General features: G+C 40.8%; 18 protein-coding genes. 4 read left to right on the top strand and 14 right to left on the bottom strand.

Features of this window, described 5'->3' with window-relative positions; translation table 11 throughout:
• Positions 1-78 precede the first annotated feature (78 nt).
• Positions 79-1,038 (top strand): aldo/keto reductase, encoded by a 960-nt coding sequence (locus BV375_RS11295; protein ID WP_086760414.1) that lies wholly within the window; start codon positions 79-81, stop codon positions 1,036-1,038.
• Positions 1,039-2,359: 1,321 nt separating this feature from the next.
• A complete protein-coding gene (locus BV375_RS11290) occupies positions 2,360-3,229 on the top strand; it encodes a DUF5895 domain-containing protein (RefSeq protein ID WP_086760413.1) in 870 nt (289 codons plus the stop codon).
• A 116-nt stretch (positions 3,230-3,345) separates the two neighbouring features.
• On the opposite strand, the gene BV375_RS11285 is transcribed toward BV375_RS11290, so the two are convergent.
• From BV375_RS11285 to BV375_RS11260, 8 genes are all read right to left on the bottom strand, one after another.
• Positions 3,346-4,599: a murein transglycosylase A gene (locus tag BV375_RS11285; protein WP_086760600.1), complete on the bottom strand. Its 1,254-nt coding sequence runs from the start codon at positions 4,597-4,599 to the stop codon at positions 3,346-3,348.
• Positions 4,600-4,602: 3 nt separating this feature from the next.
• Positions 4,603-4,857 (bottom strand): hypothetical protein, encoded by a 255-nt coding sequence (locus tag BV375_RS11280; RefSeq protein ID WP_086690514.1) that lies wholly within the window; start codon positions 4,855-4,857, stop codon positions 4,603-4,605.
• 155 nt (positions 4,858-5,012) lie between these two features.
• Positions 5,013-5,180, bottom strand: a complete 168-nt coding sequence (locus tag BV375_RS36795) for a hypothetical protein (RefSeq protein ID WP_166507429.1) — start codon at positions 5,178-5,180, stop codon at positions 5,013-5,015.
• A gap of 68 nt (positions 5,181-5,248) precedes the next feature.
• Positions 5,249-7,171: a M48 family metallopeptidase gene (locus BV375_RS11275; RefSeq protein WP_243713912.1), complete on the bottom strand. Its 1,923-nt coding sequence runs from the start codon at positions 7,169-7,171 to the stop codon at positions 5,249-5,251.
• Positions 7,172-7,762 (bottom strand): LemA family protein, encoded by a 591-nt coding sequence (locus tag BV375_RS11270; RefSeq protein WP_086760410.1) that lies wholly within the window; start codon positions 7,760-7,762, stop codon positions 7,172-7,174.
• Between the two features lie 193 nt (positions 7,763-7,955).
• The gene (locus BV375_RS36790) at positions 7,956-8,111 is read right to left on the bottom strand and encodes a hypothetical protein (protein ID WP_166507428.1); all 156 of its coding nucleotides are present in this window, start codon (positions 8,109-8,111) and stop codon (positions 7,956-7,958) included.
• A gap of 107 nt (positions 8,112-8,218) precedes the next feature.
• Positions 8,219-8,611 (bottom strand): hypothetical protein, encoded by a 393-nt coding sequence (locus BV375_RS37555; RefSeq protein WP_208099102.1) that lies wholly within the window; start codon positions 8,609-8,611, stop codon positions 8,219-8,221.
• A gap of 98 nt (positions 8,612-8,709) precedes the next feature.
• A complete protein-coding gene (locus tag BV375_RS11260; protein WP_208099101.1) occupies positions 8,710-9,012 on the bottom strand; it encodes a hypothetical protein in 303 nt (100 codons plus the stop codon).
• A gap of 178 nt (positions 9,013-9,190) precedes the next feature.
• Here BV375_RS11260 and BV375_RS11255 point away from each other — a divergent pair, with 178 nt between their 5' ends.
• Entirely contained in the window at positions 9,191-9,619 is a 429-nt protein-coding gene (locus BV375_RS11255; RefSeq protein ID WP_086760407.1) for a hypothetical protein, read from the top strand.
• 203 nt (positions 9,620-9,822) lie between these two features.
• Here the strand turns inward: BV375_RS11255 and BV375_RS11245 are convergent, their stop codons facing one another.
• The 6 genes from BV375_RS11245 to BV375_RS11220 all read right to left on the bottom strand — a co-directional run bounded on the left by BV375_RS11245 (position 9,823) and on the right by BV375_RS11220 (position 15,192).
• Positions 9,823-10,224: a type II toxin-antitoxin system VapC family toxin gene (locus BV375_RS11245; protein WP_086760404.1), complete on the bottom strand. Its 402-nt coding sequence runs from the start codon at positions 10,222-10,224 to the stop codon at positions 9,823-9,825.
• On the bottom strand, positions 10,221-10,577 hold the full coding sequence (locus tag BV375_RS35925) for a CopG family transcriptional regulator (RefSeq protein WP_134075930.1): 357 nt from the start codon (positions 10,575-10,577) through the stop codon (positions 10,221-10,223). The genes BV375_RS11245 and BV375_RS35925 overlap by 4 nt, the downstream gene beginning before the upstream one ends.
• Before the next feature lie 41 nt (positions 10,578-10,618).
• Complete coding sequence (locus BV375_RS11235; protein ID WP_086760402.1) at positions 10,619-11,170, bottom strand: hypothetical protein; 552 nt, start codon at positions 11,168-11,170, stop codon at positions 10,619-10,621.
• Positions 11,167-11,718: a restriction endonuclease gene (locus tag BV375_RS11230; protein ID WP_086760400.1), complete on the bottom strand. Its 552-nt coding sequence runs from the start codon at positions 11,716-11,718 to the stop codon at positions 11,167-11,169. The genes BV375_RS11235 and BV375_RS11230 overlap by 4 nt, the downstream gene beginning before the upstream one ends.
• Positions 11,719-12,008: 290 nt before the next feature.
• A complete protein-coding gene (locus BV375_RS11225; RefSeq protein WP_086760594.1) occupies positions 12,009-12,884 on the bottom strand; it encodes a protein kinase family protein in 876 nt (291 codons plus the stop codon).
• A 94-nt stretch (positions 12,885-12,978) separates the two neighbouring features.
• Positions 12,979-15,192 (bottom strand): transketolase, encoded by a 2,214-nt coding sequence (locus BV375_RS11220; RefSeq protein ID WP_086760398.1) that lies wholly within the window; start codon positions 15,190-15,192, stop codon positions 12,979-12,981.
• Positions 15,193-15,389: 197 nt separating this feature from the next.
• Between BV375_RS11220 and BV375_RS11215 the strand changes: the two genes are divergently transcribed.
• Positions 15,390-16,760 (top strand): cytochrome P450, encoded by a 1,371-nt coding sequence (locus BV375_RS11215; protein WP_086760592.1) that lies wholly within the window; start codon positions 15,390-15,392, stop codon positions 16,758-16,760.
• Positions 16,761-17,436 lie beyond the last annotated feature (676 nt).

Below are 17,436 nucleotides of genomic sequence, written 5' to 3'. Positions count from 1 at the left end.
TACTTTAACTCTGATTTAATTTCACCCTAAGACCGCTACAGTGTAAAACTATCCAGGGAGATGAATTAGGAAGCAACTATGGAAAAGCGAAAACTAGGAAAATCAGATGTAGAAATCACGCCTATCTTGATGGGAACTTGGCAAGCTGGTAAAAAAATGTGGGTAGGAATTGAGGATGCTGACTCAATTAAAACAATTCGCGCCGCATTTGAAGCTGGCATTACCACAATTGATACTGCTGAAGTCTATGGGGAAGGACATTCTGAGCGCATTGTAGCCGAAGCTTTATCTAATGTGCGCGATCGCGTGCAGTATGCCACAAAAGTTTTTGCTAATCATCTCAAGTATCAGCAAGTGATAGAGGCTTGTGAAGGTTCTTTGAAAAACCTCAAAACTGACTATATCGACCTCTACCAAATTCATTGGCCATCTGGTGCTTTTAATAGTGAAATTGTACCAATTGAGGAAACAATGAAAGCTCTTAACTTCCTGAATGAGCAAGGTAAAATTCGTGCCATTGGTGTTTCTAATTTTTCCCGTGACCAAATAGCAGAAGCTGCCAAATATGGGCGGATTGATAGTATACAACCACCTTATTCTCTATTTTGGCGACAGATAGAAAAAGATTTAAGGCCCTATTGTATAGACAATCAAATTTCCATTCTTGCTTATTCATCATTAGCACAAGGATTGTTAACAGGTAAATTTGCTCGCGGTCATAAATTCGACGCAGCAGACAATCGTGCTAAAAATAAGTTGTTTCAAGGAGAAAACTTTGAACGCGCCCAACAAGCTTTAGACAAACTCCGCCCCATAGCCGAGAAACATCATGCAACCCTTGCCCAGTTAGCGCTAGCTTGGTTAATTGCCCAACCTCAGACAAATGCGATCGCAGGTGCGCGTTATCCTCAACAAGCCAAAGACAACGCATTAGCTGCTGAAGTTAAACTTTCTGCTGCTGAACTTGCAGAAATTGATGCCATTGGGCGAATTGTCACGGCTCACCTAGATGAGAGTCTTGTGATGTGGGAATGGTAAGCTAATACCCGTTTAAATTGCACATTTTCTTGTTGAAATAGTTAAAAGTCAAGAGTCTAAAGTAACTCTTGACTTTTAACTCTAGACTTTGCTCACAAAACATTATCCAAGTTTATATGCATCATATCTAAATAAGTTTTATTATCTTTTTTGATTAATCAAAACATCCTACTAAGGGCATATTTTATCCAAATTCAGGCTTTTGGGGATCGCATATTAGCCCATACAATTAGATTAGTAAACTTGGTTATGTAAAAGTTTCAATCTGTATTGCAGAATTCAACAAAATATCAACTTTGGTAAACAAAGGGTTGCGGCTAATTATCCTGGTGGTAAATTGTATTTATAGGACACCAAATAAAGCAGAACCAAACCGAAGGGCACATGACCCGGTGTCTCCCGTCATCAGCCCAAGCAAGTTTCAGCATCTTAATAGTGAAGTGGCATAAACTCTTTCTAAGAAAGGCAAAGCCAAATCCCAAAGCGGAAAAACAAAAAATGCTGAAGTTGCTAGTTTTAATGTCCACCCTAGTTATAGATTTTTGCAAACACTTAACAAGTTTAACGATTTGAAAACTGTGAATTCGAGCGAACCTGGTCACCATTGACCAGGTTTTTGAGTTTGATAGTGGCGGTTTTCAAAAGCGATGATATGATCTACCACTCAATACGGTTAGAAGTGCCGGAATTTACGCTTGCGGAGCTAGTTGTAAGACTAGTAAAACACTAACAGTAAATACTTACTGAAGGCATTTCAATCCTCATTTTATGATTGTAGTAGTAGCCCTTAGCTTTTTCATAGGCAGGATTTTCAATTACCTGAATGTATTCATCCCAAGTAGCGGCTACCCAGTTATCAGTTAAGTAGGTCGGCGTGAATATTTATCGTTGGGATGAGGCAGGAGGGAAGAGGGTTTAGAGCAAAATGCTCCCACTACTTTTAAAACTGTGGTTCTCAAAATAGATGTGGTTTAGTGACAATTTCCATAACTTGTTCCTCTTGCCTTTGTTCTACCCTAGCAAGCTGTTCTTGAAACACTGCTTCTTGCGCATTCAATTCTAGATATGTATCAATAAACCCAGCAATTAACTGTACTTATGCGCGGTTTAATCCCAAGCTTGCTAGTAAATCTGCTTTAGCATTGACCCGATCTACTAAATAAGTGGTACAAAAGTATTATTGTTTGAGAAAATATGAACGAGGAAGCAAGGGGGACAAAGAATTCAAAATTAAGATTTGACCCTTGAGGCTTGACTCTTGACTCTTAACTCTTGACTACTGATACACTTATTTAGCACAACACTTGGATAGCCTAAAACGATGAAAGCATCTGCTAAGTTCGACTTTGAGGACGAGAAATTTAATGCACCCCCTTCTCAAGTCATTCCCTGGTGTCAGATGATTAATCCTCGGTATGGCACAGATGGTATCCAATCTTATGGTTTGGCAGTAAAGCTGGATAATGCCCATGCTGTTGGCTTTCAGCCAGACGATAATTGGCAACAGGTAGAGCATGAATTTAGCTCCGGAGCCGAAACTGTATTTATTACTAGTACTCCAAACTTAGTGATAGTACGTCGCGGACCGCTATCTGTCAAAGATAGAGAAACTGGGCTGAAATTGGGTACACTTAAAGAAAATTACGATGCTTTTTTAGCAGATAAACTTAAATTTAAAACTTTCACTCGGTATTTGATTTTTTTAGTAGGAGAAAATAAAAAGTTTTTACATGAAACTCCACTACAATTAACTCTTAATGGTGCAGCTGGGGCAAGTTTCAGCAAAACCTACTGCGAATATCAACAAGGTAAAGTTGTTAATGGTTTCGTTGCTGAATTAGAAAGGGCCTATGCGGCATATAGAAAGCAAGCTGTGTCACCCAAAGGTCCTCTATTCCATGCTCACGGAATTTTTTCTCCCATCATTGAGTGTGAAGAAAGAGGCATAGAACCAAATACAGTTTTGGTTGCTTCTACTGTGGATTTCAAACATCCGACAGTTGGAACATTAACACAATACTTAATAGCTTCTGATTCGCCTGAGTCTACAATAATTTGTAAGACTTTTGAAGAACACAAAGAATTTGGTAAGGAAGCTGTGAAAATAGAAACACCTAAAATGGAAATGGCGGGTGTTTCCAGTTCTTATGTTTACGCTGATGAAGATGATTTTGGTTATCCGCCTTATTAGGGGATGAGGGGGCAAGGGAGTGTGGGGTGTGTGGGGAGAAAGAAACCACACTTAGTCTTCCCCATCTTCCCACACCTTCCACACTCCTTGTTTGCCCCATACCCCATGCCCAATATCTATTCTTTGAGCAATAAATAATATAAGGAGCCGTTACCGCCTGTAATCCCAGCGCGATCGCCTGCTAATTTGCCGGTTCCCATAAAGTAATCTACCCTTCCCGGCCCTTTGATGGCGCTACCTGTGTCTTGATCGAGCACAAAGCGGCTAACATTCCGAAACTCTAGGTTACCAACGGTATTGGGATAAGGAATAGCAGTATAAACCAGGGCTAGAGCGCCAGGAGGCATAATAGACTTATCGGTGGCAATGGAACGCTCTGGTGTAACTGGCACATTAATACTACCAGTGGCTGGTGTACCGCTTGTTTCTTTAAAGAAGACAAACCGCTCCCAGCGAGGCAAATAATTACTCAATTCCTGTGGAGATTGCTTAAAGTAACTGACCAACTTTGGTAGTGTTAATCCCTCTAGTGGGAGTTTGCCGTCTTTTGCCAGTTCTTTGCCGATACTTGTCCAAGGATAATCTGTTCCACCTGCATAAGCAACAGAGGTTTTTTTACCATCAGTTAACTGAATTTGGGCAGATCCTTGGATGTGGATCATGTATGCGTCTAGGCGATCGCGGAACCACAACATTTCTAAACCGTGCAACTGGCTTTTATCCCCCAGTAACCCATCTTGACCTTCTAAATCAATCCGTTTTGGGTGAGGTTTAGCCCATTGGTCAAAATCCGGTGGTAGTCGATAAAGGGGATATTTGTATTCAGAAGTTCGTACACGGCTAGCTAGATAAACAGGCTCGTAGTAAGAGGTAAACTTAACAGTACCGTTGCCGTCGTTACCTACGGATTGGTAAAACACAAACTCCTTGCGGACAGCAGCTTGTAGTTGGGCTGGTGATTTAGATTTGACAACCAGCTGACGGAAGCGTACCAAACTCCGACGTACCCGATCCAGGGTAATTTCTTTAATTGGATATTGTTGATAAGCAGCGATCGCCTTATCTTTTTCCAGGTAACGTAAGCTATTATCAATTGCTGCTAAAAGTGCTTGGCGATCGCCGCGTTTACCCCTGCTACCCCAAAGTTGCTCATCCCAGCCCAAACAAGCATAGCTAGGGGTACAGTTTCCTAAGTCAGTAGGTTTGAGCGGCAGCTGTACTTCAGGATTGCTAGGTGGTACTACTAAAGGTATTCCAGGATTAGTCTGTACTGGCGGTGGTAAATCAGGAACCTGAGCAACAGCTGACCAGAGTGTATTTACAAAGGCAATTCCTAGACTTAAGGAAAGCAAGGCAAGGGTTTTTCTCATCATTTAATCGTATCTTTCAACACTAGAGCTAAAAATTGGTTCTACCCGGATTGCGGTAATTCGAGATGGGCGTACTACCATATACTCCCCTTGAATATTCTTGATCGGCACGCTAATAAAGTCATGAGAAGCAGACTTTGGCACAAGTTCGCCACTATACCACTTCTGAAACTCTTGAATAGTAGGAAAACGTACTTCTTCGCGATGACCACTTTCTAGTAGAAGGTGTACTGCGTATTCATTCGGGGTTCTAGGCATAAAGTTGAATTATTTGAAACACATTCAACCCATTGTTAACCACCTTATACCAGAATGAGAAGGGGAAGTATACGGGAGCAGACACAGATATTTTAGAGAGTTTTGAGTTAATAACTCATCACTCACCACTCCTCACCATTAACTTGTACTTTCGCCTATGACGGAAGCTTACCCGGATACAGTTCCCAGTAAATTGTTTTGGCATAAAAATCTTTATATAGCAGTTCTCGTAAGATGGTAAAATCCCCGACTTCTTGAAGAAGTCGGGGATCTCGTAGCTCGTAGCCCGTTCCCAGTAAATTCTCTGTTTTTGCAAAAATCAAAACTCTGCAAAATAAAAAGTCCGCAACGGCGGACTTGGTGTGTACGGGTATCAATCATGGCATGAACTTTACTTTGCTGAAGATTGTTTGGGTTTGGGAAAACCTCTTTGAGAATTTAAAAATGGGGGTATAGGACAGTCTAGAGTCATGGCGATCGCTCTCAGCAAATCTGCCTCTGATGGCGTAACTTTATTATCTAGTAAAACCGTGTGAGCGCAGGCATCAACAAGAGCTTGCTTAAGTTTAGGACTAGCAAGGCGGAGGCGTTCAATACTTTTCTTAATATCAGCAAAGTTACAAGCAACAGGTGCATCTGGTTTTTCTTGCTGTCCGGCTCCCGGAAGTCGAAAAACACCAGAACGAAATGCATAGGCGATTTCATCGGGTTGAGATTGTCCCACTCGTGCTAGTGCTGACAGTACTAATATGCTATCTGACCAAATCTGTTCTATAGAAGTGAATTCTACAGCTGTAGTTGAGGTGGGATTGATACAAGGCTGAAGTCGATGCCACAGTACTAACTGCAACACAAAATCCCACAGCGATAAACTTCCTCTAGCTGTAACTAAACCTTGAACGCATTTGCACAACCTTTGACATTCTTTAGCGGAAGTTTGCCGCAATGCAGGTATTGTCAAATCCACAAGGGGTAGGCGCAGGCTGGGATCTAGTTGGCTAATTTCGCTACTAAATTCTAAGGTTTTCTCTACCAACTCAGCAGGCTGTACTTGGCTTAACCAAGCAATTTGGCGTTCTTGTACCTGGGGATTTTCTGTATCTAAGGCTAAGGCAAAAGCGATCGCTGTTGCACTTTGCTGTTCTCTTACTTGCAAACGTAGAGTTTCTGGTAACTGCGCCAACAACGCTTGAGCATGAGCAAAATGCTCTGGTGCAACGCTTCCCACCTGATTGACTACTTGTTCTGGCGTCACTGCTGTAGGATTTCCACCTCCAGCAAAACCCATTGCTAACCCATCCTGAGAATGCGCCTGATTGCGCATAGGAGATGGCATTGCACCTAAATCACGCGCATTCAAACCCCCAATGCGGCCAATACGTTCTGTAAGCGGTGGATGGGTAGCAAACATATCTTCCCCGAAGGAGAGTTTGAGAGCATTGCCAAAGAACATATGGCTGGCGGCTTCTGCACCTGGCGTAATCAAGCGTGAATCCATCTGTTGGAGTTTTTGCAGTACTCCAGTCATGCCATCAGGGTTGCGAGTGAATTGTACCGCCGAAGCATCAGCCAGAAATTCTCTTTGACGAGAGACAGCGGCTTTAATTAGGCGTCCGCAGAGTAATCCGATACCGCCAATCGCCATCAGTGCCAAACCAAACGCCCACAAAGGCAAACCTTTGTCTTCGGAGCTACTGCGAACGCGCCAACGCCAGAGCAATTCCCCGGCTAAGTAAATAAACAAAATTCCGTGTAGCAGTCCCATCAAACGCAAATTCAGCCGCATATCTCCATTGAGAATGTGACTGAATTCATGGCCGATAACTCCTTGTAATTCATCCCGGTTCAGATGTTGCAGACTGCCACGGGTAACTCCAATCACCGCATCGTTAGGTGAAAACCCGGCAGCAAAAGCATTAATACCGTGTTCTGATTCCAAGAGATAGACTTCCGGCACAGAAATACCAGAAGCGATCGCCATTTCCTCGACAATATTTAATAGTTGTCGCCCTTGTTCGTCAGCCATTTCTGGCAGCAGCAGTCGTCCTCCCAACTCCTGAGCAATTACACTACCTCCTGCGCGAAGATAGAAAATTTTATACAAACTTGCAATAGCGATCGCAATAATGGTGACACCAGCCACAGAGAGAAATAATCCTAAATGCCACCAAATCCGGGGAGCCATGCGGAACAGAAATAACGCGGCAATATAAATCGCCACAATCATAACTGCGATCGACGCAGCAAATAACCCGATTAACTGTTGCGTGTTTTGGCGTGCTTTATCCTGATGTTCAAAGAAATTCATAGACATCTAAAAAGACACGCGGGGAGCAGTTTTCATTTCTGGTGTGGCTTCTTGCAGTAACTCGGCATTAGTAAAGTTAAAAGTGCGTGCTACTAAGTTACTGGGGAACGATTCGCCTTTAGTGTTGTAGAGTGTCACAGCATCATTAAAAGCCTGACGTGCAAAAGCAATCCGGTTTTCTGTAGAAGATAGTTCTTCCATTACCTGACTCATCGAGCGATCAGCTTTCAATTCCGGGTAAGCTTCCGAAAGTACCATCATGCGGCTTAACGCACCTGTCAGCACCGCCTCCGCATTACCCAACTGCTGCATCGCTTGCGGATCGCCAGGATTTTGTACAGCGCGGCTGCTAGCATTAAGTGCAGAATTCCGGGCTGCAATCACTGCTTCTAAGGTTTCCCGTTCATGTTTCATGTAACCTTTAGCAGTTTCCACCAAATTGGGAATTAAGTCATAGCGACGCTGTAATTGCACATCAATTTGGGAGTAAGCATTCTTGTAGCGATTGCGAAACTTAACTAAATCGTTGTAGCTACTAATGATAATGACAACTACAGTGGCAATTACAACAACCAAAAATATTAAAAGCCCGATCATATTCCTAAAGTTCCATCACACTTGCGAATAGAGAAATTCAACACCCTGACAGGAAAATTGCCATTAAGCAAAGCAAGCATGATACTTGTTTGCAGATTTACCAATCAAAGTAGCTTTTATATCCAGTACAGTTTTTCTGGATATACACAAGAGTCTACTTTCCGCAAGTTTGCTTCGTCGCCTGTAAAATTAGTTACGAAAAATTACTTAGGTTAACGTTTCTTATGAGACTTATGTAGTTGCGAACGTCCTTGACGTTGCAGTAAGCGATCGCACTTCTGAAAGCGATCGCATTATCTCCAATAAAATCTGTGTTTCCTCTCTGCGCCTCTGCGTCTCTGCGGTTCACAAATAATTTATCTAACCACAGAGACACAGAGATATGAGGATGGGTAAACTACTATCAAAGTCATTTTATCATAAGTATAACGCTGCTCACAGGATATAATACGCAAGTTAATACCTCTGAATCAGAGTGAATAGATAAAAGCCAGCGACAGTAAAAATAAAAATAACAGTAGCAGAATATACTATTACATCTTTCAAAAGAAATGATATCCAATCTTTTCTAAGTTCTTGTTTAAACTTTAGTTCTCGTAACTTACGCTCAAGTTCTGCATCTTCTTTTGAAGGTAAACTCACATAACGACTGGCATATATATCATCAATAATTTCTTCTGTATTGTCTTGATCTTTCCAAGTATCAACATTAGCTACGAAACTATCTAATGTATTATTAGCTTGATTTGATACAATCGCTAAATTATCTTTTTTAAATTTACCTATTTCTTTTTTGAGCACTTTTTTGACAGTTTTAGCTATTAAAGCTTCTAATTTTTTTTCTGCCATGTGTTGTTTAAAAATTTTCTCGCATAGCCTTTCCGCTTAGATTTTACTGGAACTGAATGCTCAAGAAATGAAGTTACAGCTACCAGAAGCCAATTTAATTACTCACATACTTGGGTTGCCAATTTCGGAAAATTGCAGTGCGACTCTCCGTAAGCTTTATTGCATCTATCATCCAACTCCATAATTGCCATTTCGGAGACTACATTTGCTATTTCAGAGACTACATTTGCCGTTTCGGAGACTACATTTGCTATTTCAGAGACTACATTTGCCGTTTCAGAGACTACATTTGCTATTTTAGATACTACAATTGCCATTTTGGAGACTACATTTGCTATTTTAGATACTACAATTGCCATTTCGGAGACTACATTTGCTATTTTGGATACTACAATTGCCATTTCAGAGACTACAATTGCTAATTGCGTTTATCTTGAAACAATTGAGAGACACAGACAAACGAGTAAAAACACAGATATAGTCCCAATCAATGCGAGTAATTAAATCAACAAAACTACTCATCTCAGTCACAAAGGTACTCCACTATGTTGAAAGAGAATTATTGTAGGAGTATTTCTCATGACTGTGACAACTCGCGGTTCTGCTGCTGTGGAAAAAGCCCAACGTCGTCTTGCTTTGCTAAAATCTATTAATGAGAATCTGGATTTAGGACACGGATTAACCATTGAAGCCTATACTCGCCTAATTGATAATACCCGTGCTGTTGTGGAAGCCCATAATACGCTGTTGTCTAATCTTGAAGAATCGCGTAAGACAGCTACCCAGATGGACAAAGCGCTTTCGGAACTTTCAGAACGGATGCTGAGTGGAGTTGCAACTGTCTACGGTAAAAATAGCATGGAGTATGCTAAAGCAGGTGGTTCTAATCGCAAGCGGGGTAATAAAAAATTGATTTCGCAAGTTCCTCCGGTTGTAGAGGTTCCCGCTACTCAACCCGTCCCAACTGCAATTTTACAGGAGCCAACTAACGGGCGAGTCAAGAATTAGTATTGAATTTCTACATCATAAAGCGATCGCATTGAGGTAGAGTGCGATCGCTTGATTCATCGAATAACTACCAAACAATAGTAACCAAACCCAATGCAGTGATGTTTTGGTCGCACGTTAATACCTGCACAGCATCACCTTTACTTGCTAAAACTAGTGCAGTTGCGGCAATTTGCCTATCGTACATTCCATTTTCGATATTTTTAAAGCAAAGTCCAGTTTTCAAGTTGTAGTCTGGTAATGCGACTGTAATGACGAGTATTGTTAGTCACTAAAATATAATTTCCTGTCAACGCAACACTAGCAATCAGTAAGTCAAACTCAGTAATTGGTTGTCCAAGCCTGCGAAGTTCTGCTTTTAATTCTCCAAACTTTTTGAGAGCCGGGGTAGTTAAAGGTACAACAGGTAAATTTTGAATAAAGTCTTCTGCACGAGCTAAGTTTTCCACCACTCGTTGAGAATTATAAGCACCAAAGTACAACTCAGCAACAGTGATACTGCAAATATAAATTTGCTCCCATCCTATTTGTCTAATTTTAGTTCTGACTGAATTAATATCTTTTATCCAATAAATACAAGTATCGGTATCAAGTAAATAAGTCATAGACTAATGTCATTGTTAGAAATAGTACGGCTATCATAAATCTCTTTGACTATTTCCTCAGCAGTCCGTTCATCTTCCCACGGGCCCAGCCTTTCCATAAATGTATCTAGTGGATGCGGTTTTGGCTGCTCAGATGAAAAAATGATTTCATTCGCTATCAGTTGATTTGCTTCGGGAACTCCTAATTTTTTGGTTTCTTCTTTAGCTATAACCATGATTTGCATCAACGTTATAGCCTGGCGTAGAACATCACTTTTACTTGTGCCAATCTTTGTTGCCAGTTCTTCTAATATTTGATTAAGTTCTGGTGATAAATCTAGGTTCAAGCGAACGATACCGTGAATATCGCTCATACTTTCATTCCTCCTTAAATTTAAATATATTATATGGATAGTTAGTTAATTGCAACAGAAGATGTAATTAGCGATGATAGGAATTTAATTATTTCTTGTATTAATGGACTTTGTTGTAATATCTCAATTTCCGCATCATTTATATTTTCAAATATTCTGGCATTTATTTGCTCATTATTTCCGAATACTGTTTCTAAAAATTCTTTAGGTTTACTTTGAGCCAACTGCCATTCTAAATCATTGAATTGGCGTTGTGCTATTTTCTCTATTAATAATTTATCTTGTAAAAATACAATTTCTAATTGGGGAATTGCCAGAAACACTTGATAAGGAATTCCCGATGATGCCTGATTTAGTACATAATTAATTAATTCATTTCTTTCAAATATTTGAGATTCGTTATCTGTATCTGCATCTAATACAAGAGCAACAGGTGTTTTTCGAGTAGCAAGCAGTGAACTAGCTAAAGAACGCGCTCTGTAAGAACTTTCACCTGCTATGAATTTGATATTTTTACTTAGATTTTGCGGTAGCAATTTCTGTAAAATCTCTACATCTTTATCACTTTCTGCAATCATATATGCCAGGTTCATGATGAAATCTCCGTTGTAATGTCGTAATTAGGGATACATTTTTGCACACAGATACGATATTTTTTGACTAAGAATTTACATATACATTTATTTGTGAGTGAATATTCTATTTCTTGTCCTCCCCACAATAGAATAGTTTGAGGTGCTACAAATCCAGTTAATGTTACTGCTGCTTCTGTAAATCCACTGCGACTAAACACGCTCCCAATAGCTGCTGCTGGTCTTCGTAGTAGTTGATTTCGTAGGTTTGCTATGGGTTCAATATTAACTTCTTTAGTTGTGTCCTTACATTCTATCAAGCAGGCTAGACTGTCTGTATATACCACTCCATCGATTTGTTCTACTACTTTATCTTGAATTGTTACAGTATAAGGCCAAGCCACTTCAGCACCATCTAGTTGGAATGCACGTAAAACTAAATATTCTAATGCTTTACCTTCATCCCAAAAGTTTGAAGTATTTTTTGCTTTAATTTCTGACCATAATATTATTAAGTCATCCCAGTTATAGGCGATAATTCTTGCTTGATATTCTGCATCTGTAGTCATGATTATATTTGAAGTTTAGTAAGCTGTTAAAGATTTTACTCATATTACATTCTTACCATAGCCATACTATTTGATTTGTAAAAATAACCAGACTCAGATCCCCGACTTCTCCAAGAAGTCGGGGATCTTGTTGTTCACGAATGATTTAGGATGGCTAAAATTTGGAGAGTGATGCTACTTATAATCAAGCACTCTTTTGTAGGTTGCTTTGAACGAAGTGAAACCCAACATTGACAAAGTTTTTAGATGTTGGGTTTCGTTCCTCAACCCAACCTACGCCTTAATTACTGTTAAAATTTGCTTGCCTCTAATATTTCCCGCCAAAAATCTAGCGCTGATTGTGTTCGGTATGCAACGTGCCTACGTAATGCTCTTGCTATTACGTCACTATAACGTGAAGATAAACTCTCTGCTATTTGCCGTGGCTTTCCAGCTAAGATTTCATCATATGTAAATTGTGGAATTTTCCCCAGCAGTAAACTTAATAGCAACAACCCTATATGGTATATATCTACCTGTCTACCAATCAACCCAAATTTTTGTGGAGCAAGGTACTCTGGTGGTAGCATCCATGCCGCAAGTGTTGTATTAAACACATCAATATCTCTTTCTAATATACTTATTCCCAAGTCTCCGATTTTAAACCTTAAAACTGGATCTTTCATGGGAATCATCTTATCCTGCATTAATGACACAAAAACATTTCCATGATGGATATCTTTGTGAACATAACCAGCATTGTGCATGAAATGAATCCCTTGCAATAGATCTCTTGCAATATGTGGTAGCCATACATCCCCCTGAAAGTTTTGTAGATTAAGCAGGTCTTCAAGTGTACAATGGCAACGCTCTATAATAAGGTAAAAAGTATTTCTATATTCAAAAGCATCATATACAAAGGTAATATTTGGATGACGAAGATAAACTAACTTATCTATCTCTTCCAGCCATTTTTGTTGAACTTCTTCATAGCTCTGATTTCGAGGTATAAGGATTTTAGCTACAAGTTCGTTGCTCCACTCATCTTCACATTTATATACTTTACCGAAGTTACCTTGACCAATCATCTCTCCAATCACATACTTCATTCCATTATGATTAATGGAATGGCCATCTTGAGGTAAGATAAAAAATTTAGGTGGCTGGAAATTCTGAGAATTAATCATTTTAGATTTAATAGTTTCGATTAAATCACTATCATAACAAACCCCCATCGTGAAAATTTTTAGATGGGGGCATTATATTACATGAGATAAAGATTTAATGCACTAATTCAATCGCTCTTTTAGTCAACGCTTCCGCAGTCAAACCATTAAACGCCATCAACTCACCAGCACTCGCTGTAGTTTCGCCACGCTTCCAAGCAAAAGTATCGCGCTTAGAATTACTCCGCAACATAATTGGTTCTACCATCGCCGCTGCACCACCAGTAACAGCAATTAACGCATCGCCATCAAATAATTCGGCAAATTTGGCATCATCTAAAAAACCACCATCGGGTTCTGAACAAGTATCCCAAGCTGTATCATCAGGACGATACAAACGGCGGGGATTAATAACAGAAACTATCTTGGCACCAATACCTTCAGTTTCTAAGAAAGCTGCTGCTTCAAATACTGGCATTAATGTCATATCGCCAATGACAGCAAAGACAACTTGCTTATCACCTGGAACTTCATGCAATAAAACTGCACCGTCGCGTAAACCTTGGCGAGTTTGTTCTAATGTGGTGCGAATTGGTAAAGGTGATTTACTCGCAGTAATTACAATTCCCTTATTTTTAGTTTTCAATGCCCAGTCATAACAAGCTTGGATACTGTTAGCATCGGGGGGGAATAATGGGAACACATTGCCATTTCGCATTAATGAAGCAAAATAAGCTTCAATCTCTGGACGTTGGTGAGTCCAACCGTTACGTCCTTGCTCTAATGCGCCAGCAGTAAATAAAGTAATTGTTGAGGGAGTTTGACGGCGCAATTCTGCCATTGCTTGAGTTACAGTTTGCCAAATTGGTAATCCGTTGATGGCAAAAGATTCATAAGAACACCACAAGGTTCTTGCACCCATTAATGACAAACCAGCAGCTAAACCTGCACAAGCATCTTCACTCAATGGTTCATAAACTTGTCCATTTGGTGCTTGGTTATATAAGTCGTCGGTTGTGGGGTGAATAATCTTCAGTGCTTGGTTGATATTGGCAATTCCTGATGCTTCGTTACCATCAGCGTTAGTTACTAAGAAATTCGGGTCTTTTGTCCCCACAATTCCCACTAATCTTCCCATTGCTGTTGTGGAAACTTTGGGTTCACCACCTACCGCATATTCTTCTAAAGGTAATTCGCCTAAGTCTGGTAATGGTAATTCAAATTCTGTCACTACTGTTTTAGCCGCAGGGCCACCGCCAGCGCGTTCTGCATTTGTCCGCACTAATTCCCAAGCTTCCTTAGATAAAGCACGTTCTTTTAAGGCGCTGACAATATGGGGAGCATCCAGCGTATCTTTAGGATAGAGGTTGTGAGATTTTGCACCTCTGGCGTGGACTCCTGCACCTTTGAGTTGTTTAATGATGAAGACGGTAAGTTTACCACTCAAAGCTGAACGCGCTGCTTTATCTACTCCCAAAAGCACGGCTTTGGTGAAGGCTAACCGTTGCTCGAAGGAAAAAGCGGTACTATCAACATAATCGCCAGCTTGGTCTCGATCGTCAAATTCTTTGGCATCTACTAACACTACTTCCTCAAAACCGTTACCTTGCCAGTATGCTGTCATCTGTTCGTTGGTTTTGAGCGAAACCATACTGTGATGTTCTTGGCTGTAACCGTTCCACACCAGCACGGGTAAGAAGTTAGTGGTATGGGGATAAGCAGTATGGAAGTGAGCCATTGAACTCATAATATAAGGTTCACCCAGTCCACCATCCCCAACGGTGAAGGGGAATAATTTATCTTTGTGCAGCAGTGCGGCTGACATTGCAAAGTGCTGTCCTTGTCCTAAAGGCCCCGCAGGTGCAAGAATACCTGGTATGTAACCAGAAAGATGGCCTAACAGTCCATGCTTTTCACGAAAGCGATCGCGCAATTGTTGAACTGTAAAAATTCCCATATCCTCTAAAGAGCGATCGAGGAACATCGCACTATAAAATCCAGGGGCGTGGTGACCGACTTCCGTAATAATGTTTTTGTACCCTAACATGACGAGAGCCGCATAAGCTTCCGCTTGGCTAGCAAATCCACCAGGGTGTCCAGAAGCTTTACTACCTGTAACTTGTAGCGTCAGGTAACGTAGAGCATCGGCCGCAAGTAAAGTTTGATAGACGGCATTCGGTTCTGTGGGAGATGCGATCGCCACATTGCCTGATTCTATAGCAGGGGTTGCACCATGAGTTTCAAAACCTGGTAAAGCCTCACCAAAATATTGAATTCCTTCACAAAAATTCGGAAGCGCTGAAGATGCCTTAGGGGTGGTTGCTGTCATGCTGAATACCTTAAGAGGATGAGGAGAAACTATAGATGCTCGTCCAAGTTAACAAAAATTTTACAACCATCAGGTTGTAACAGTTGATTGCACTTTCGCAATACAAAGATAAGCAGCTTCTATATTCATTCAGAAAAATTTAATGTTGTTCTGTGCGCTTAATTGGCAAAACAGAAATAACTCAACAGACAAAGCCTATGAAATTACCCAACGGTCCTAAATCTCCAGCGCTTATCCAGATGCTTCAGTGGATTTTCCGACCCATGCCGTTTATGGAAGATTGTGCCAAACGCTATGGTGATATTTTCACTCTGCAATTAAATCCACCTATTGTCTTTGTCAGCAATCCTCAGGCGCTACAGCAAATTTTGACCAGCGATACCAAGGAATTTGAGGCACCTAATGACTGGAACACGGTATTTGAACCGATGCTAGGGAAAAATTCTGTGATTACAGTCAGCGGTGAGGTACATCGCCGTCAACGCCAGTTATTAATGCCGCCGTTTCACGGTGACAGAATGCGAACCTATGGCCAAGTGATTAACGATGTTACAGAACAGGTAATTAGTCAATGGCAGATAGACAAATCCTTCTGTGTGCGATCGGCTATGCAAATTATTACCATGCGGGTGATTATGCAAGCTGTATTTGGATTATATGAAGGGTCACGCGCCCAAGAGTTAGAGGAACTTTTAGCTATAATGCTGAATGAAACCTCCCCCCTACGGGTCATTGAACTTTATTTTCCTGCTTTACAAAAAGATTTTGGCCCTCGCAGTTCTTGGGGAAGATTCCTACGCCGCAAACAGCGAGTTCATCAACTTCTCAACGAAGAAATTCAGGAACGGCGAGAAAATCCCGACCCATCGCGCACAGATATCCTTAGCTTACTCATGGCGGCGCGTGATGAAGCTGGTGAAGGCATGACAGATGCAGAGTTGCGTGATGAATTGATGACTCTGTTGACAGCAGGACATGAAACCACAGCCACAGCCCTCACCTGGGCATTGTACTGGATTCATAAATTGCCATCAGTACAGCAAAAACTTCTACAAGAACTAGATAGCTTGGGCGATCGCCCAGACCCCAGTAGCGTTTTTAAATCACCATATCTTAACGCTGTTTACTCTGAAGCCTTGCGGATTTATCCTGTCGGGATGCTGACTTTCCCACGAGTAGTAAAAACACCAGTATCTTTGTGTGGTCACGACCTAGAACCCGGTACAGTCGTACTTGGTTCCATTTATCTCACCCACCAGCGCGAAGATTTATACCCCCAACATCAGCAATTTAAACCAGAACGCTTTTTAGAACGTCAATTTTCGCCCTATGAGTTCTTACCCTTTGGCGGTGGTGCGAGACGCTGTATTGGTATGGCATTTGCCCAGTATGAAATGAAAGTAATACTAGCAAAAATTCTCTCAAGTTGGGATTTGGCGCTAGTGGATGATGGTGATGTTAAGCCAAAACGCCGTGGTTTGGTAACAGGGCCAAATCGTAGTATTCAAATGGTAGCGAAACAACAGCATCAGCTATCATCTCGGACTTTAGAGTCAAGTAACATTTAATATTCACCGTTCCGCGTCTACGCATTCCCTTGTTATATTAATGCATCGCCCTGCAATTGATTTGCATCTACTCAAATACCCAATTTATTAGAGAAGTTGGGTATTTCAATCCAGCTTATTTCAGACAATTTACAAGTAATTTTTATTAGTAAATAGATATCAATACAGTTCAAATAAGCCTATTTTTTCTGTTCCCTGTTAAGAGTTTCCTCTTTCCACAGAGAAATTTTCTTAACCCAAGCGTATTGAAATCTATATACCACATTGTAGGGGCACAGCACTGCTGTGCCCTCATGATAGATATAGTGCGAAGACGCAAAAACCCCATAAGTCCTCGCCCCTGGGAGACAGTCGCTCTCACCTCCAAGCAGCGCGCACTAATGTAGAATAAGCGATCGCAATTATTGAACAATTACGCACTAAAATCGACAGCAAAAAACTCCGCACTTCTTACTTCGCAACTCAGCACAATGATTCTTGAAAACAACTCAGTATAACTTTATTCCTTCTTCCCTATTCCCTTTTGATGTTAAAAGTTTCCTCCCTATTACGCATACGCTGCGCTGCGTGCACCACGCAAATAATTTTAGTAATTAAATAAGATTCCTATATATATTTTTACAGAAACGTTGAATGTTAAGAAAAACCTGATAAAAATAACCCAAAATATGTTAAA

Source organism: Nostoc sp. 106C (assembly GCF_002154725.1).
Lineage (GTDB): Bacteria > Cyanobacteriota > Cyanobacteriia > Cyanobacteriales > Nostocaceae > Aulosira.
The sequence above is the reverse complement of the archived record's forward strand: the minus strand, read 5'-3'. Positions and strand labels throughout refer to the sequence as shown.

Excerpts from the sequence above, each read along its gene's own strand:
- BV375_RS11295 (WP_086760414.1), top strand. The coding sequence starts at position 79 with ATGGAAAAGCGAAAACTAGGAAAATCAGATGTAGAAATCACGCCTATC.
- BV375_RS11290 (WP_086760413.1), top strand. The coding sequence starts at position 2,360 with ATGAAAGCATCTGCTAAGTTCGACTTTGAGGACGAGAAATTTAATGCA.
- BV375_RS11285 (WP_086760600.1), bottom strand. The coding sequence starts at position 4,599 with ATGAGAAAAACCCTTGCCTTGCTTTCCTTAAGTCTAGGAATTGCCTTT.
- BV375_RS11280 (WP_086690514.1), bottom strand. The coding sequence starts at position 4,857 with ATGCCTAGAACCCCGAATGAATACGCAGTACACCTTCTACTAGAAAGT.
- BV375_RS11275 (WP_243713912.1), bottom strand. The coding sequence starts at position 7,171 with ATGTCTATGAATTTCTTTGAACATCAGGATAAAGCACGCCAAAACACG.
- BV375_RS11270 (WP_086760410.1), bottom strand. The coding sequence starts at position 7,762 with ATGATCGGGCTTTTAATATTTTTGGTTGTTGTAATTGCCACTGTAGTT.
- BV375_RS37555 (WP_208099102.1), bottom strand. The coding sequence starts at position 8,611 with ATGGCAGAAAAAAAATTAGAAGCTTTAATAGCTAAAACTGTCAAAAAA.
- BV375_RS11260 (WP_208099101.1), bottom strand. The coding sequence starts at position 9,012 with ATGGCAATTGTAGTATCCAAAATAGCAAATGTAGTCTCCGAAATGGCA.
- BV375_RS11255 (WP_086760407.1), top strand. The coding sequence starts at position 9,191 with ATGACTGTGACAACTCGCGGTTCTGCTGCTGTGGAAAAAGCCCAACGT.
- BV375_RS11245 (WP_086760404.1), bottom strand. The coding sequence starts at position 10,224 with ATGACTTATTTACTTGATACCGATACTTGTATTTATTGGATAAAAGAT.
- BV375_RS35925 (WP_134075930.1), bottom strand. The coding sequence starts at position 10,577 with ATGAGCGATATTCACGGTATCGTTCGCTTGAACCTAGATTTATCACCA.
- BV375_RS11235 (WP_086760402.1), bottom strand. The coding sequence starts at position 11,170 with ATGAACCTGGCATATATGATTGCAGAAAGTGATAAAGATGTAGAGATT.
- BV375_RS11230 (WP_086760400.1), bottom strand. The coding sequence starts at position 11,718 with ATGACTACAGATGCAGAATATCAAGCAAGAATTATCGCCTATAACTGG.
- BV375_RS11225 (WP_086760594.1), bottom strand. The coding sequence starts at position 12,884 with ATGATTAATTCTCAGAATTTCCAGCCACCTAAATTTTTTATCTTACCT.
- BV375_RS11220 (WP_086760398.1), bottom strand. The coding sequence starts at position 15,192 with ATGACAGCAACCACCCCTAAGGCATCTTCAGCGCTTCCGAATTTTTGT.
- BV375_RS11215 (WP_086760592.1), top strand. The coding sequence starts at position 15,390 with ATGAAATTACCCAACGGTCCTAAATCTCCAGCGCTTATCCAGATGCTT.